Raw genomic sequence first — 15,025 nt, 5'->3', positions numbered from 1 at the left:
ATCGACTAATTAAAATAAAAAAATTAACTTCTACCTCTCATTACTGTTTCACGAGGCACTTCGTTTGAAGAGCTTAGGCTAAGAGAAAAAACCGGCCTAAGCCGGTTTGGGGGGACTTTCTTTATTATATCAGCCGCAATGTGGCCCGCGCGATGCCCTGGTGTTGCCGTGTGTATTTTGTTCACTGCCACTATAGGCAACCTCATCAGCAGGCGTCCAATGGGTTCGGCAGATCAATAACCGCCTATTGATCGGCCACACCGATCGTCAACGTCACTTTATGCGATATCACACTTGGGTAACCAGTCCGCCTCGCACTCCTCACTCAACGTCAGGTTGGTTTGCATACCCTGATTGGTTCTGCGTTTAAGCAATGTCAGCTCATGCTCTTTGAGCGTTTGCGGTACGGCTAACCCGAATGAGGTCAGGTTCATGGTATTTTGATGCCCGCGTGCCTCCATAAATGACAGGTAGGCGTGATAGAGGTAACGGCGCGGATTGGCCGGTCTGATATTCCCGTTCCCCATCAGCATGCCCGCCGGGGTATTCAGGGTTGTCAGGTAGCCGCAGAAGTCCATTAACGGGTCGGACTGACGTTTGACGGCTAATGCTTCTTCCGAACTCTGCTGCGCCTGCAGCAACTCACGGGCATCGTTCGGGTTGGCAAAGTGTTGCATCAGGTGACGGACAATGACCGCCAACTCTCCACTGATTTTCTCCAACAGCTGCGGGTCACGTTCCTTCGCCGGTATCGCTTCCGGAAATGTGATGATCACCCGTCGACGCGAGACACCGCCGCTGCGGTCACTGAAGCGCATCGGGTTGTTATTCACCGCCAGAATCACGGCCGGGATATAGGTAGAGTAGGCATCGCGGTATTTCGGGTCGATAGCCACCGCATCGCCCCCAGTAATGGCTTTAATACCTGCACCGTCACCGCTCCATTTCTCCTGGTCGGGCAGGATTATCAGCGAAAACCCCACCACAGAGGCGCGCTCCCGTGCCGATTCCAGGTTGTCGATGGTCGCAGAGGTGGTGTTATCTGCGCCTGCCAGCAAGCGGGCAATGGAGGCCATCACGCTTTTGCCACTGCCACCGGGACCGGTCACTTCCAGGAACAGCTGCCAGTCATACCGGTTCGCCAGCACCATAAACAGTGCCGCCAGAATGCGTTCCTGCTTGTCCTGGCTGTTCCCTGCCGCCCGCGTCAGCCACTGCCAGAAATGCGGCGCATGGTCGGCCAGGTTTTCTCCCGAGCGCGGTGGGGTGTAGTCCACGCTGTTGACGGTACGCAGCCAGTGTTCTTTACGGTGTGCACTGAATTGTCCGCTGAGGGTATCAAACACCCCATTACGAAAACCTATCAGACGTCGCACCGGTTCGCCCATTTGCGGCACCATCAGCTTGAGTGTATCCAGAATGCTGTTGATACCCGCCGCCGAGAACGGCGCACGGACCTTCTGAAACAGCGCGGCAATCTCCCGGCTGAGCTGCCGATGGGGCAGCACCTGCCAGGCACCCTGCGTATAGCGGCACAGTTCTTCACCGACTAATGGCACCGCCAGGGTATTGCCATAATGCTCTGACAACAGTTCGGCCTTTTCACTGGCACTCAAGGCTTTCAGGTCGGCATCGCTAAGCGTATCAAACGGGCTGGGCTGCTGGGGCTGGCTGAAAGCCGTCAATTGTACGAGCGCGGCCAGTTTGCCCTGTTGCAGGTAAACGTCGTTCCAGTCACCGGTTTCTGCGGGCAATGCAAGCTTGCCGCAGCTCAATTGGGCAGCCTCGGCAGCTCGGGTCTGGCCGGTGCCGTTTTCGTCATTATCCGCCGCCAGCAGCAACGCCGCATCAGGGTAGCGGGTGCGCAGTTGCTGTGCCATTGCGGGCAGGTTATTGGCACTGAGAGCCACGCAGACACTTTCCCCTGTCAATTGATGTACGGTCAGGCCGGTGGCATAGCCCTCGGTCAGCCAGATAACGTCAGTATTCTGACCAGACAGGAAATGGCAGGCGTCTTTCACCTGCCCCCCGGCCAGCGTGCGCTTGTCACCTGCGGCGTTAATCAACTGGACGTTGACCACCTCACCGGCGCTGTCGGTCAGGGGTAACAACAGGTCGCCGGGCTGGTAAGTGATGCCGCCCACGCGCAGTGGCGGCCCTTGTAATGTCAGGGTGTCGCTGTCTGGCCAACCTTTGGCGGTCAGGTAGGCATTCCCCGCGTGTTGCCGGGCGCTGGCAAGCAGTTGTCTGGCCTGCTGTGCCGCATGATGGCGCACCTGTGCTTTGTCTTGCTGTTCCTGTTGAAGGTTCTGCTCCGACCATACGGGTTCGGTTTGCTCACCCAATACCCCGGCCACTTTCACGGCGGCCTCTTTGGCGGTCACGGCCAGTGCTTTCTCAACCAGATTCAGACCATCACCGCTGCCGCACTGATTACAGAACCAGGTGCCGCGCCCTTGTTGGTTATCAAAGCGAAAACGGTCTTTACCGCCGCAGGCCGGGCACGGTTGGGGCTTGCCGTTCGGTTGCAGGGCAATGCCGAGGGCCGGGAGTATCACCGGCCATTGGCCGGTGGCGGTGCGTACGGTCTGTGATACGAAATGGGCATTCATCGTCTTGTTCTCCCTTAATGCACGGTAGCGTGGCTGGCAGTTGCCAGATGGTCGCAGCACAGCTCGTCCATCAGCTTTTGCCCCAGTGTTGTCAGGCGCGGCGGTGCCACCAACACATCCGGCTGCACCATATCGCTGAGCATGGTGCACGCCATGTCCATGCCCGCTTCCGCACCATGCTGTTGCACAAAGTACCCTTCCAGGCGATTGGCAATCAGCATCTGCAGTTCGTCCAGCGTGTAGCCGAGGCTCACCCGGTAAAAGGCGCAGGTGTCGCTATAGGCCTGTGCCACGGCGCGACGGAAAACGGCGGTACGGACTTCAATCGGTAAACAGGATTGGGTACTCATGCGGCGGGTGCCTCCATGCTGGCAAGAAGTTGGGGTTCACAGGTGTTGACGACGTGGCCGAGCTGGTCAGTCAGCACGGCGATGACGGAGGCGAAAGCCGCCTGTTGAAAGCCGTCGGGACGTTGCCCGCTCAGGTCAAGGCTGTCCAGCATGTCGAGGAACAGCACGCCGGTAGAATGCGCGTGCTGAAGACGCAGGAAGTCCGCATGCGGAATGGCGTAATGGGTTTCACTGTGGAAACGGGCGGCCAGCGTATTCATGCCACCCCCTGTACGGGCAGGCGACCGGCAAACGCCAGAATGTAATCACGCGCCAGCAAACGTCGGGCACTGAGCTCGGAATCCGCCACGGTACGCAGCATGCACGGGGTTGCCGTCAGGGCAGTACGGCGAATGGCCGCAAACAGGAAACAGAATTCAGGATGAGTCGGGGTGAGGGTCGTAGCCATGGTGGCAGCCTCCATTGAGTAATGGTTATTGCTACCACCGAAGTTTCCACGCTTATGGGTGGTAGCCCAGACGGGGGTGGAAATACCGGCCTCAATGGATACCGGCCTGACCGAAGTCAGCCCCGCCTGAGCCACCATTGTTTGACTGCTGCGATAGTATAACATCCATCGCGCAAAAAATGAGCGCACTAAGGCCGCGACATAAAAAAACACGCTAGGCGCGTGTGGTGTCGCCATTGAGTTACACGGGTTTCCACGCCCGGCTGCCGATTGTGCGACAGCGGGGGGACTATAGCGCAGGGCCGGACGTGGGGGCAAGCCGTAAGACACCCCCGGACGTTCAATCGATCGCATAGTGATCAACGACCGGTTTGTAGGTGGTAATGGGGGTCGGCGGCTGCGTCGCTCAGAGGCACCGGCCCGGCGCAAAACAGGTGAGGTGCGCCCTGGCGGCTGGTCAGACGGATGACTCCGTGTTTAGTGCTGCGGTGTTCCGGCAAGACGATATCCGGATACTGGCGTTGCAGCAGGATAGCTTCGGCCACAAACAGCGCGTCGTTGTCGCTCAGGGTAAAACGGTGTCGGCCCAGGGTTAACTGCATCATGCGGTGGCCCCCTGATGACGGTTGGCAATGCGCCCATCCATCCACTGCTCCACTTCGGAGGCCAGCCAGGCGACGTTTTTGCCGCCCAGCGAGATTTGGGCCGGAAACTGCTTGCGGGTCATCATCTCGTAAACGGTAGAGCGTGACAGACCGGTGGTGTAAAGCACTTCCGGCAGACGAATAAAGCGTTCGCGTGGGGTGTAATCACTGTAAACAACTGGGGCTGATGTAGTGTTAACGGGACGGGAAACTGAAAGCATGTATTGCTACCTCTTTGTGTCCGGTCAGCTCTGGCCGGGACTGTGTGAACTCTGGTAGCGCCCTATTATGTGAATATTTTGGGGTTTGGCAACAAGGGGTTGTTGTGTGGTGTGTTAAGGAATCGTATGTAAAAACAACAAATTACACCGAATCACATTAACCCATCACTCTTCGTCATTCCTCGTTATTACCCCATAATTTTTAGCAATCAATGAAGGGTTATAAATAGGTAGGAACATCAAAAATAAGTCTAACTGCGGCTAGCCAGAGAAGAGGTTATTTTTGGTTGAGTGCACAGTGGTGAACACTGAGTGATGAGTTTAAAACTCACTAGTCACGGTTTTATTTATTGATTTAATTATATTTTTTACTTAAGTGAACAGTAGTGAAGAGTTTATATAAGAACTAAAATTTCAATGGTGGCCTTTCAACCAGCGTTTTGAAGGGATATCCAATACAAAGCTCTACCGGGAAAACTGCGATGCTGCACGGTAGTCGATTCGATTGGCCTCACATAGGACGCAGGCTAAACCAGAGATAATTCCCGACCATCAACATGATGTGATGACCAGGCGCACTGTCAAACCGATGTTGTCACACCCTCAATCCTCACCCGAAAACAGCCTTGTTCCTGGCTAGCCTGTGCCAAATTACGCGTGCATGCATAGGGTGCATGATTTTGCATGCAATAAAATGTATGTCGTAGATCCTCCCACACCAGTACTGGCGCGGTTTACAGCCCGTTATGCACCTGCATGAAAAGCGACACATAAAGCGGGCAGGCGAGGCGGGGGGAGTATTGCGCGCGCAGAGGTTTGAACGCCTTTTCGTTTAATGCGTCAGCACGTCGCTGAGGCGTCGATTTATTGCGATTTAACTCAGCAGGCCGCCCAGCACTCTACTTTTTACAAAGTAAATGAGAGTGTGGCGCAGTGCTCAACTTGCCACGCTGCTCCACATGACTTACTTAATAATACACATACCAATTCCCATTTTAGCTCAAATTATTCTTGGGAAAAATCCCTGCTGAACCATCTAAATTTAAATCAACAAGCTTTATATCATCGCTATTATTCACTACAAATGAAGGACCTTTGTTTTCTATCAAAATCACTTGAATATCTAATTTACAAGAAATTAAATGTTTATAAAAATTATCCGTTAGACTAATAGGGTTGACGTCTTTTTTTTGTATATCCCTTTTCTTATCAAAGTGAGTAACCAATGGACTATCCAATAAAACCAATCCAGTCTGAGGTTTTTTTTCTTTAGCAAGGAATTCAGCTAAAGATATTGTAAAACAAGCATATATAACAGCTCTACTACCTTTTCCATATAGCGATCTTTTTTTACCATTTATAATAAAGTCATAAGCATTATCATCAAAATAAACTTCATTATCACTACTATCATTAAAGCTAATAGCATTAAGTCTACTTTTAAACTCTTCTACCAATCCATTTATTTCATATGCTTTTAAACTATCAAAATCACTAGAATCGTACTTATCCTCATCAATACTCTCCTCTTTAGACATCAATGAATCAATAATCTTGTGCTTAGTCAAATCAGATAAAATAGACTCCTTATACTCATAAAGCTCTTCAATCTTCCTTCTTGAATCTTTCAAATCAATATTATGTAGTTGATCATGACCTTCTAACTCCTCGTGTAGAATACGCTCACTATCCGAGATGGAGAGGACAACATAATCAAGCTCCTTTTCATTTGACTCTATTGATTTGATTAACCCAGACAGCTGAGAGTTTATTTTTTTTGACTCTACCATGCAGGAAAAATGATAATCATCATAACTAATCTCAGGTGTGTTTTTTATTGGATGCCCGCATTTCTCGCACAATTCATCAGAAAAGTTCTCCAAAAAGAAGTTGGCTTGGGAAATAGAGTTCACCCTTTGCAAATCTGATATATAGCAATCCTTTAATATAGAAAACCTATTAATCAGCATGGCAAGATAACTTTCTTTCTTCTGTAGATTACTAATTTCGCCTCTAATTTCATTAATCAAAATTATTTTTTCATCATAGATGTCCAACAAGTCATCATTTGCTTTCATCAATTTCTCTATTTCAATTTCAATGCTATCTATTTTTTCATTAATGGAAATAAGTGACAACTCAGGATATATAATATCTTTTTTAATTTCATCTATTAACTCATTCACTTGCCTTTTTAAAAAAATCTTTGCTTTCTTATTTGGCTTTTCCTCACCTATAGCCGCATCGTCTCTCTGAGTAATAAGAAATTTAAATTCAGATTTATTTTTGACATGATCTGTATATTGGTCAGATAATAAAAGCGACTGTTTAGTTAAAATGCGTATTTCATCTATAAAAAAGAAATTGAGTACATTTCCTAAATTTACCTTATTAACCCCACCACTTCCATTTACTCTAACCTGAGCTTTATTGAAAGATAGCTTTCCATAAAAAATAGTGTTGAAGCTATTTTTAGAACTTGCAGTCTTCACTATGTTTTGGATAAATGTATTAGGACCAGCCGTATCTATTCCACCCGAGTATAACTTATAGTTACTATTATCATGCAAAGCCCTTTCTATTGTGAGAGGCTCGCCCCCTAATAAAAACTCAATATAAGCCGTATCGTATCCCTTGGCTTCACCAATATCTGCATTTTCTAATTTCTCATCACCAAAAAGATAGCGAATCAAATTATAAAGATATGTTTTACCAGAATCTGAACCACCGACAATGATCGTCAACTTTGAGCCAAACTCTATCGAAACGGTAGTAGATAACATCCCGGTTATTGCTATTTTTTTAATGTTAAAATAACTACTCATTATTTAGCTCCATATCTAATCTCCCAAACTTTGATGCCACCATCTTTTTTAATTCTTTAACACTCAAGGAGCCAAACTCTTTTTTTATTAATTTTATATTTCGCTCCATTTTTACTATATATTCATTTTGTATTGCGTTGGTAAATGAAAATGTTTTATCCGTGACCATATATAAAAATCCTTCTCTCGTAAATACCTCCGTTACTATTCTATATTTTTTCATCAACTCTAATGAATCGTTAAAAATCTTCCTCTTTATCGCTAATTGTGTATCTCTTCTTGGGATGGCTGGATGCAGACTTTCTTGGTCAGGAAGAAAGTCCTTGAGGTTGAGAACCAGAAAATCAATACAGACTATTCTCTCAATACTTAAACCAGTTGGGTTGAACTCCATTAATATTTTGGCTATACGTATAGATATCTCAAGGTTTGAATTATAAACACTAATCATAGCTATATCTTCCATTTCAGATCTCCATCGTTAATCAAATGATGGCAAATACCTTTCTTATCAGGAACCTCACATATTTTAGATAGAATAGGATGAGATATACTTGTCAATGATGCCTGATTGAGAATATCATTACATCTATCAAATGAATTGCTATGGTTTTTATAAATTACGCTTTCGATAGAGGAACTAATATAGCTTTTAAATATCCTGAAATTATCTTCTATAAATGAATCCCTCATATATCTACTAAGAGATGAAGCGAAATAAAAATCATTTCTGCACCCTTTAAAATGATTATTATATGGGCTAATGAGACTTTTTAGATCCATATTGTCCATTGCAGACACTTCAGAGTAAACCTCTAACAACTGACCTACATATACAGATTCAATGATCGGGTCATATTCTGGTGTTACACAAGGAAACTCTCTAGCACAATAAAGTTCGTTGAAATATTTGAAAAATAATGGCGTTTTTGAAATTTCACTCAATACTCTTGATAATGGTAACGAGTAAAAAATATCAAACTCAAAATCATTTATATAATTAATGAGTTCTTGGTCGAGTGGAATTTTAGTTTTTGTTGTGATTTCCTTGCTAATTGACTTATCCCAACAGCTTAAAATTTTATCTTTCAATGCATCAGGATTTTTTAATAATTCAGAGAAAGCAGTAGACAGATCTTTTGGTGCCACAAAATAGTACTTTTCTGGAACCGGAAATTCACCGCACTTAGAAAAATAGATAAGCTTTCCAAACTCAACAACAACATCTGAGAAACTCAATCTATTAGCATAAAACTTACATTGGTAATTATGCCATTTGTAACCATTTACATTAGGGTCAGTTAGAAAACCAACAATATCACGTCCTTTATCACCAGCCCCCCCAAGCCTTTCATGAGTGGTATAGTTAGTCGCATGACACTCTGTTAGCCAATCATGTATGAACTCTTCCCATGTAGCATCATCCCAAGTCATGATCGTCGCTAGTGGCTTCCCCATGCGATACATCCACCCTTTTAAGCTAAATAGACAAGTTATTTGCATACCATTGCATCATATCCCTACGACTTTCAAGATATTGAGCATGATTATAAGTTCCCCGAATGCCATTTTTATCCACATGAGCAAGTTGCATCTCAATCCATGCGGAATCAAACCCTTGCTCATGTAGGATAGTAGACATCGTATGCCTGAAACCGTGACCGGTGGCTCGTCCCTTATAGCCCAGCAGCTCTATAACCTGATTCACACTTTCTTTACTTATAGGCTTTCTACGGTTGTTTCGTCCAATGAAAATATAAGGATAGTGACCGGTGATCGGTTGTAGCTGTTTAAACAGTTCAACCACCTGAGTAGAGAGCGGCACAATGTGCGGGCGGCGCATTTTCATACGTTCGGCGGGGATCTCCCAGATGGCACGCTCAAGATCGATCTCTTCCCACGTAGCAAAGCGCATTTCTTGCGTGCGTACGCCGGTCAGCATAACGATCTTCGCTGCATTCTTGGTGATGGTGCTACCGGTATACCCTTCCAAGTCCTTAACAAAATAAGGCAGCTCTTCAGCCGAAAGGAACGGATGGTGCTTTTGCTTGGGAACGGCTAATGCGCTGGCAAGATCTGGGGCTGGGTTATATTCCGCCCTACCGGTAATAATGGCGTAGCGGAAGACCTCTCCGCAGCGCTGGCGTACCTTACGGGTCTTCTCCAATGCCCCACGCTTCTCAATGCGCCGCAGCACTTCCAGCAACTCTAACGGCTTAATCTCGGCAATGGGGCGTTGACCAACATACGGAAACACATCCTGCTCAAAGGTGCGCATGATTTCTTCCCTGTAGGCCAGAGTCCACCGGTCAGCCTTGTTCGTGTGCCATTCACGGCTAATCGCTTCAAAGGAATTCTCGACAGAAAGCTTCTGAGCGAGCTTTTGCGCCTTTTTCTCGGCTACTGGGTCAATGCCATTCGCAACCTGCTTACGGGCCTCCCCACGCTTTTCTCGCGCTTCAGCCAGCGTTATCAATGGGTAGGTACCAAAGGACATCAGCTTGGCTTTTCCGGCATAGCGATAGCGAAAACGCCAGCCTTTACTGCCGTCAGTATTGATAAGAAGGGACAAGCCTTGACCATCGTTGAGGGTATAGGGCTTTTCTTGCGGTTTGGAGCGTCGGATTTGTATGTCAGTTAGGAGCATGTGTATAAGTGGATTCTGTGTATAAAAAATCTATACGCATCACTATACACATTTTTCACGGATTCAGGCAGTCACGTACGGACTTATACGGACAAAGAACCGAATCAATGCATTGATTTAATGGGTTTTTATGGATGTTACGGGAGCTATCAGGACAAGCATTGGCGGAAGATCACAGGAGTCGAACCTGCCCAGGACCGCTGGCGGCCCCAACCGGATTTGAAGTCCGGCCGCCCCACCGGGGACGAGGATCTTCCTTCGGGAATAGGAAGCAAGCGGCTGATTATAGCGCAGTTTACCCTTAGCGCTAAGAGGGAAATAGCACTAGCCCCCGGCAATGCACCGGAGGCTGGCAGGGTTAAGGCTTCAGCAAATCCTTCACGTCCAGCAGGATAAACTCGTTGTCATCCGCCACGTTCGGCTGACGGCTGGAGGAGAACGGGAAGTTATTATCGTTGCCGACGATGATATGGCTACCGTCCACCACATCCACATTTTCAATGGTGAAGAACGGAAAGGTCAGCACGCCGTTGTTCAGCGGTTTGTGCGCCAATTTGTTCGGATCCTGAATATTCATCAGGTCAATATAGGCCAATTTATCGACCGGTTTACCGACGTTATCGTCAGAAAAGGCAATTTTATATACCCGTTTAAACTTCGCCACCTGACTGAAGCAGTTGTCTGTGGGGGCACCCGCAGCGCAGGCTTGGTCCGCCGTGCCTTCGTTATTATCGCGCTCGATCACCAGGCCATGAGTTGCGTCGATCATATTAAAATCGCCGATGGCGTTCTGGTTGTCTTCCAACACGTATTGCCAACTGCGCCCGGTCCAGGCCTGTTGTTTCACGTCAAATTCCAGCACCCGCAGGTAGCGTTTGCCATCGATGTTCTCGAATTTTTCACCGTCCCACAGCGCACCTTCCAGCAACGGGTACAGTTTGCTGCCGTCCGGTGATGCCGCCATGCCCTCAAAACCCTTGGAACGTGCCACCTGGAAGTTCTGTTTGCCGTCCGGTGCGCCCGGCAGAGTCAGCGTCGGGTTATCCGGCGACTTCACCACCTTGCCGTCGACCTTGGTATCGAACACCGCCAATACCTTACCGTTCAGGTCGGCCTTAATCAGGTAGGGGCCGAACTCATCGCCAATCCACAGGGCATTATCGGCAAACTGGAAGCTTTCCGGGTCAAAGTCGCTGCCGGTCAGGTAACGTTTATCGGTGCTCTCATTGATGATATGGAAGGGGACATTTTTGTCCGGATCGTGCAGAAATACCGTTTTCAGCGGCGTCACCGTGCCGTTGTCAAAGTCGATTTTGTAGTGATTGAGGTACAGCATGGCGTCCGGCGAATTGGCCTTGCTGCCAAAACCATTGTCGGTCAGCACCCAGTAGGTACCGTCGGGCATATGTTTGATGCCGGAATGGCCCTGCAGCGGCTGGCCGCTGATCGGCAGGCCAATACCGGTCATGCGATCGGCGGATTTACCCGCCACGCTGCCCAGTTCGGTCACGCGTTTGCCGCTGGTGTATTTACCGCTTTGTTGTAAATCGGCGGGGGCATCCTGCGGTGCGGCAACGTTGGATTTCACCGCCAGTAACGCGTGCCCGGCCAGGGTTGCCGGCACCGGTTGGGCTTGCGCCCACAGGTTAGTGCTCAGCGCCATACAGCCGGCCAACAGTGCCAGGCGGGTTTTGGTTATGTGCATGTCTTGGTTCCCTTTTTGTTGTTATCACCCAGAAGTAAAAGCAACGTCACTATAGGGAACCGCAATGACAGTAATATTATTCGGCGAACGCCCGCCGGTAGCTGTGCGGATGGAAGCACCAGGTGATGGCGATCAGCACCACCACCAGCAGCGCATGGATTTGCCAATCCAGTACAAAACTGCCGCTGTAATCACGCAGCAGACCGGAAATGTACGGCGTGGTACCCGCCAGCAGGAAACCGATACCCTGCATAAAAGCCACCAGCCGCCCTGCAGCCGCCGGGTGTGGGATATGATCGAGCGCCAGCACCAGGCACAACGGGAAGGCACCACCCAGCCCCAGGCCCGAGAGCAACACCCACAGCCAGGGTAGCGTCTGCGGCAGATAAATCAGGCCAATGAAACCAACCAACTGCATGGCAAGTGCCAGCAATAACAGCGGGCGACGATCTGCCGAACGAGCCAACGCCGGCAACAGCAGTGCCCCCACCACCTGACCGAAGGTCATCAACGCCAACAGCGATCCGCTGGCCTGCGGCTGCCAGCCGAGCTGCATATAATAGGGTGGCAGCCAGGCGATCAGGCTGGTGTAGCCACCGTTGATCAAACCAAAATAAGCGCCGAGCAGCCAGGCACGACGGCTGAACCACAGGCTCGGCCCACTGGAGGTCCCCGTCGGCGTCAGGCGCGCCAAACCACGGCTGACCGGCCACCAGACGATTAATGCCACCAGCGCCGGTACCGCCCACCAGGCCAACGCACTATGCCAGTCATGGCCGACACTCATCAGCCAGGGGGTAATCGCCGCCCCCAGGCCGCCACCGCCCATCAGTGCCGCCGACCACAGCCCGGCCACCAGCGCCATCTGCTTGAGAAAGTGATGTTTGATAATGCCGGGCATCACCGCCTGGATCACCCCAATCCCCAGCCCACCCAGTACCGCACTCAGCATTAATTGCGTGCTGTCCGGTGCCAGCTCACGCCAGGCGGCACCCACACCAATCGCCAGCAGGCTCAACACCACGCCGGCGCGTTCGCTGAACAGTCGGTTGATCGCCCCACCCGCCAGCGCCATCAACCCCATCATCAGTACCGGCAAGGTAGTCAGCAGGGCTGCGCCGCCAAAACTCAGTCCGGTAGCTTGCCGCAGCGTCGGTAACAACGGGCCGATCGAGGTCAGCAACGGCCGCATATTCAGGCCAATCAGCACCAGCGCCCACAGCAGGGGGTTGAACCAGCGGCGTAACAAGGAGGGAACAACAAAATGATTTAACACGGTCTATTCCTGAACTTCCGGGATGAAGAGTGCGGAGTCACAGAGTGGCTGCCGCAGCGTTGCCTTACTCTAGGCATCCCCGCTAGTATTGGGAAATTAAATAATAAAATAGCCAACAGTGGGAAAATGAATCGTTATCCGATGTTCAATCCGCAGTTACTGCTCAGCTTCGTCGCGGTGTGTGACAGCAACAGCTTCACCCGCGCCGCAGAACGGGTGTTTCTGTCACAATCTACCGTCAGCCAACAGGTACGCCGGTTGGAGGAGATGCTGGGCAAACCGCTGTTTGAACGGTCTTCCCATCAGGTGTTGCTGACCGAGGAAGGCGTCAAGCTGTTGAGCTATGCGCGGCGCATCATCGCGCTGAATGAAGAGGCGCACGATGCCTTGACCGGCATCTGGCGTGACGGTGTACTGCGGCTGGGGATGCCGGAGGATTTCGCCGCACCCACCACCGAACTGCTGGCAGAGTTCAGCCGCGCAAACCCGCATCTGCGGTTGGATGTCACCAGCGGCCTGAGTGCCGATCTGCACAGCGCCTACGCCCGCGAAGAACTGGATCTGATCTTGGTTAAGCAACGTCGCAGCCAGCCACCGCGTGCCGCCAGGCCGGAGCCACTGCTGTGGCTGGACAGTCTGGCCTTCCCGGCTATTGAACAATCGCCGGTGCCGCTGGCTGTGTTCCCACTCAATGGGTTATACCGCGACTCCCTGTGTCAGGCGCTGGATAACCTCGACAAACGCTGGCGCATCGGTTACAGCAGCGCCAGTCTGGCCGCTCTTACCGCCGCGTCCGCCGCTGGGCTGGGTGTCACCCTGTTGCCAGCCGGCTGCCGTTTGCCCAGCCACCGGGTACTGGGCATCGCCGAAGGATTACCGCCGATCGACAACATTGAACTGGCGCTGTATTACCGCGATGGTGCCCCCGCCGCTACCCCGGCGCTGGCCGAACGGCTAAAGGCGTTTTGTGGGCTGATGTGAGGAAACCTGTAGCTTGATTAACTACATGTGTAGCCATAACGGCTACACCCGCCCTAATACCCAACCTCGCCATAACGCTGGCGATAGTCTTTGGGCGTCATGTCATAGCCTTTCTTGAACACCGAATAAAAATACTGAAGCGACGGGTAGCCACACATCTGTGAGATCTCATTGATGGTCAGTGAGGTAGCCGTCAGCAGGTTACGGGCGCGATCCAACTTTTCCTGATGGATCACATGGTGGATAGTTTCGCCGGTTTCATCCCTGAAGCGTTTTTCCAGATTGGAGCGCGACATGCCGATCGCGTCCAGTACCTGCTCGACCTTGATGCCCTTGCAGGCGTGATGACGAATGTAATGCATCGCCTGGATCACCGCCGGGTCGCGCAGCGAGCGGAAATCGGTAGAGCGACGTTCAATCACCTTCACCGGCGGCACCAAAATGCGCTGCAATGGCAGTTCGCGGCGATCGAGCAATTGGTGCAGCAATTTGGCGGCGCGATACCCCATCTGCCGGGTTCCCTGCGCCACCGAAGACAGCGCCACCCGAGACAGGTAGCGCGTCAGCTCTTCATTGTCGATGCCGATCACGCACAGCTTTTCCGGCACCGCAATATCCAGATGTTCACACACCTGCAGCAAATGCCGTGCCCGCGCATCGGTCACCGCGATAATGCCGGTCTGCTGCGGCAGGGTCTGCACCCAGTCTGCCAGCCGGTTCTGCGCGTATTGCCAGTTCTCCGGCGCGGTCGCCATACCCTGATACACCACGCCCTGATACTGCTCCAGCGCCACCCGCTGACGGAAGGCATGCTCACGTTCCTGCGCCCAGCGTTTACCGCCTTCGCTGGGCAAACCGTAGAAGGCAAAACGGTTAATGCCTTTTTCTTTCAGATGAGTAAATGCCGCCTCCACCAGCGCCTGATTGTCGGTGGCAATGTAGTGCACCGGTGGGTAGTCCTCATCGCGATGATAAGAGCCACCCACCCCGACGATCGGCACCCTGACGTTATGCAGTAACCGTTCGATTTCACCGTCGTCGAAATCGGCGATCACCCCATCGCCCAGCCAGTCCTTGATGTTGTCGATACGGCAGCGAAAATCCTCTTCGATAAAGATGTCCCAGTCACATTGTGAAGCCTGTAAATACTCGCCGACGCCTTCTACCACCTGGCGGTCGTACACTTTATTGGCATTGAACAGCAAGGTAATGCGAAAGCGCTTCTCGAACATGGGCATCCCCGATAAATGAACTGCTCTCTGGCATAGCACAACCCATCCGGGAGAGCAGCAGGCATCACCTCATAACTGTGAGCT

The 15,025-nt window shown here is 50.7% G+C and carries 14 protein-coding genes and 1 tRNA gene; 1 reads left to right on the top strand and 14 read right to left on the bottom strand.

Annotated elements, in window-relative coordinates:
* Positions 1-278: 278 nt before the first annotated feature.
* From F8R23_RS21665 to F8R23_RS21605, 13 genes are all read right to left on the bottom strand, one after another.
* Complete coding sequence (locus F8R23_RS21665; RefSeq protein WP_151415991.1) at positions 279-2,612, bottom strand: primase-helicase zinc-binding domain-containing protein; 2,334 nt, start codon at positions 2,610-2,612, stop codon at positions 279-281.
* Between the two features lie 14 nt (positions 2,613-2,626).
* Positions 2,627-2,962 carry a DUF5375 family protein gene (locus F8R23_RS21660; RefSeq protein ID WP_151415990.1) on the bottom strand — a complete coding sequence of 112 codons (336 nt, stop codon included), beginning with the start codon at positions 2,960-2,962 and terminating at the stop codon, positions 2,627-2,629.
* On the bottom strand, positions 2,959-3,222 hold the full coding sequence (locus F8R23_RS21655; protein WP_017891201.1) for a hypothetical protein: 264 nt from the start codon (positions 3,220-3,222) through the stop codon (positions 2,959-2,961). Before F8R23_RS21655 ends, F8R23_RS21660 begins: the two co-directional genes overlap by 4 nt.
* Positions 3,219-3,764 (bottom strand): host cell division inhibitor Icd-like protein, encoded by a 546-nt coding sequence (locus tag F8R23_RS21650; RefSeq protein WP_151415989.1) that lies wholly within the window; start codon positions 3,762-3,764, stop codon positions 3,219-3,221. Before F8R23_RS21650 ends, F8R23_RS21655 begins: the two co-directional genes overlap by 4 nt.
* A 5-nt stretch (positions 3,765-3,769) precedes the next feature.
* Positions 3,770-4,015, bottom strand: a complete 246-nt coding sequence (locus F8R23_RS21645; RefSeq protein WP_151415988.1) for a hypothetical protein — start codon at positions 4,013-4,015, stop codon at positions 3,770-3,772.
* Positions 4,012-4,275, bottom strand: a complete 264-nt coding sequence (locus F8R23_RS21640; RefSeq protein ID WP_151415987.1) for a helix-turn-helix transcriptional regulator — start codon at positions 4,273-4,275, stop codon at positions 4,012-4,014. The genes F8R23_RS21645 and F8R23_RS21640 overlap by 4 nt, the downstream gene beginning before the upstream one ends.
* A gap of 995 nt (positions 4,276-5,270) precedes the next feature.
* The gene (locus F8R23_RS24245) at positions 5,271-7,100 is read right to left on the bottom strand and encodes a hypothetical protein (RefSeq protein WP_211369082.1); all 1,830 of its coding nucleotides are present in this window, start codon (positions 7,098-7,100) and stop codon (positions 5,271-5,273) included.
* A complete protein-coding gene (locus tag F8R23_RS21630; RefSeq protein WP_151415986.1) occupies positions 7,093-7,566 on the bottom strand; it encodes an ABC-three component system middle component 2 in 474 nt (157 codons plus the stop codon). The genes F8R23_RS24245 and F8R23_RS21630 overlap by 8 nt, the downstream gene beginning before the upstream one ends.
* On the bottom strand, positions 7,554-8,558 hold the full coding sequence (locus tag F8R23_RS21625; protein ID WP_170288000.1) for an ABC-three component system protein: 1,005 nt from the start codon (positions 8,556-8,558) through the stop codon (positions 7,554-7,556). The genes F8R23_RS21630 and F8R23_RS21625 overlap by 13 nt, the downstream gene beginning before the upstream one ends.
* A gap of 22 nt (positions 8,559-8,580) precedes the next feature.
* A complete protein-coding gene (locus F8R23_RS21620; RefSeq protein WP_151415985.1) occupies positions 8,581-9,747 on the bottom strand; it encodes a tyrosine-type recombinase/integrase in 1,167 nt (388 codons plus the stop codon).
* Between the two features lie 162 nt (positions 9,748-9,909).
* Positions 9,910-10,004: transfer RNA gene (locus F8R23_RS21615), tRNA-Sec, on the bottom strand.
* Between the two features lie 101 nt (positions 10,005-10,105).
* A complete protein-coding gene (locus F8R23_RS21610; RefSeq protein WP_151415984.1) occupies positions 10,106-11,452 on the bottom strand; it encodes an esterase-like activity of phytase family protein in 1,347 nt (448 codons plus the stop codon).
* A gap of 76 nt (positions 11,453-11,528) precedes the next feature.
* Positions 11,529-12,728, bottom strand: coding sequence for a CynX/NimT family MFS transporter (locus tag F8R23_RS21605; RefSeq protein WP_151415983.1), 1,200 nt, complete (start codon positions 12,726-12,728; stop codon positions 11,529-11,531).
* Positions 12,729-12,854: 126 nt separating this feature from the next.
* Between F8R23_RS21605 and F8R23_RS21600 the strand changes: the two genes are divergently transcribed.
* On the top strand, positions 12,855-13,709 hold the full coding sequence (locus F8R23_RS21600) for a LysR family transcriptional regulator (RefSeq protein WP_129937758.1): 855 nt from the start codon (positions 12,855-12,857) through the stop codon (positions 13,707-13,709).
* A gap of 53 nt (positions 13,710-13,762) precedes the next feature.
* Here the strand turns inward: F8R23_RS21600 and xylR are convergent, their stop codons facing one another.
* Positions 13,763-14,941, bottom strand: a complete 1,179-nt coding sequence (gene xylR, locus F8R23_RS21595) for a D-xylose utilization transcriptional activator XylR (protein WP_129936233.1) — start codon at positions 14,939-14,941, stop codon at positions 13,763-13,765.
* Positions 14,942-15,025 lie beyond the last annotated feature (84 nt).

Source organism: Serratia proteamaculans (assembly GCF_008830365.1).
Lineage (GTDB): Bacteria > Pseudomonadota > Gammaproteobacteria > Enterobacterales > Enterobacteriaceae > Serratia > Serratia proteamaculans.
This window is presented reverse-complemented; position numbering and strand designations above follow the sequence as displayed.

Excerpts from the sequence above, each read along its gene's own strand:
- F8R23_RS21665 (WP_151415991.1), bottom strand. The coding sequence starts at position 2,612 with ATGAATGCCCATTTCGTATCACAGACCGTACGCACCGCCACCGGCCAA.
- F8R23_RS21660 (WP_151415990.1), bottom strand. The coding sequence starts at position 2,962 with ATGAGTACCCAATCCTGTTTACCGATTGAAGTCCGTACCGCCGTTTTC.
- F8R23_RS21655 (WP_017891201.1), bottom strand. The coding sequence starts at position 3,222 with ATGAATACGCTGGCCGCCCGTTTCCACAGTGAAACCCATTACGCCATT.
- F8R23_RS21650 (WP_151415989.1), bottom strand. The coding sequence starts at position 3,764 with ATGCGATCGATTGAACGTCCGGGGGTGTCTTACGGCTTGCCCCCACGT.
- F8R23_RS21645 (WP_151415988.1), bottom strand. The coding sequence starts at position 4,015 with ATGATGCAGTTAACCCTGGGCCGACACCGTTTTACCCTGAGCGACAAC.
- F8R23_RS21640 (WP_151415987.1), bottom strand. The coding sequence starts at position 4,275 with ATGCTTTCAGTTTCCCGTCCCGTTAACACTACATCAGCCCCAGTTGTT.
- F8R23_RS24245 (WP_211369082.1), bottom strand. The coding sequence starts at position 7,100 with ATGAGTAGTTATTTTAACATTAAAAAAATAGCAATAACCGGGATGTTA.
- F8R23_RS21630 (WP_151415986.1), bottom strand. The coding sequence starts at position 7,566 with ATGGAAGATATAGCTATGATTAGTGTTTATAATTCAAACCTTGAGATA.
- F8R23_RS21625 (WP_170288000.1), bottom strand. The coding sequence starts at position 8,558 with ATGGGGAAGCCACTAGCGACGATCATGACTTGGGATGATGCTACATGG.
- F8R23_RS21620 (WP_151415985.1), bottom strand. The coding sequence starts at position 9,747 with ATGCTCCTAACTGACATACAAATCCGACGCTCCAAACCGCAAGAAAAG.
- F8R23_RS21610 (WP_151415984.1), bottom strand. The coding sequence starts at position 11,452 with ATGCACATAACCAAAACCCGCCTGGCACTGTTGGCCGGCTGTATGGCG.
- F8R23_RS21600 (WP_129937758.1), top strand. The coding sequence starts at position 12,855 with ATGAATCGTTATCCGATGTTCAATCCGCAGTTACTGCTCAGCTTCGTC.
- xylR (WP_129936233.1), bottom strand. The coding sequence starts at position 14,941 with ATGTTCGAGAAGCGCTTTCGCATTACCTTGCTGTTCAATGCCAATAAA.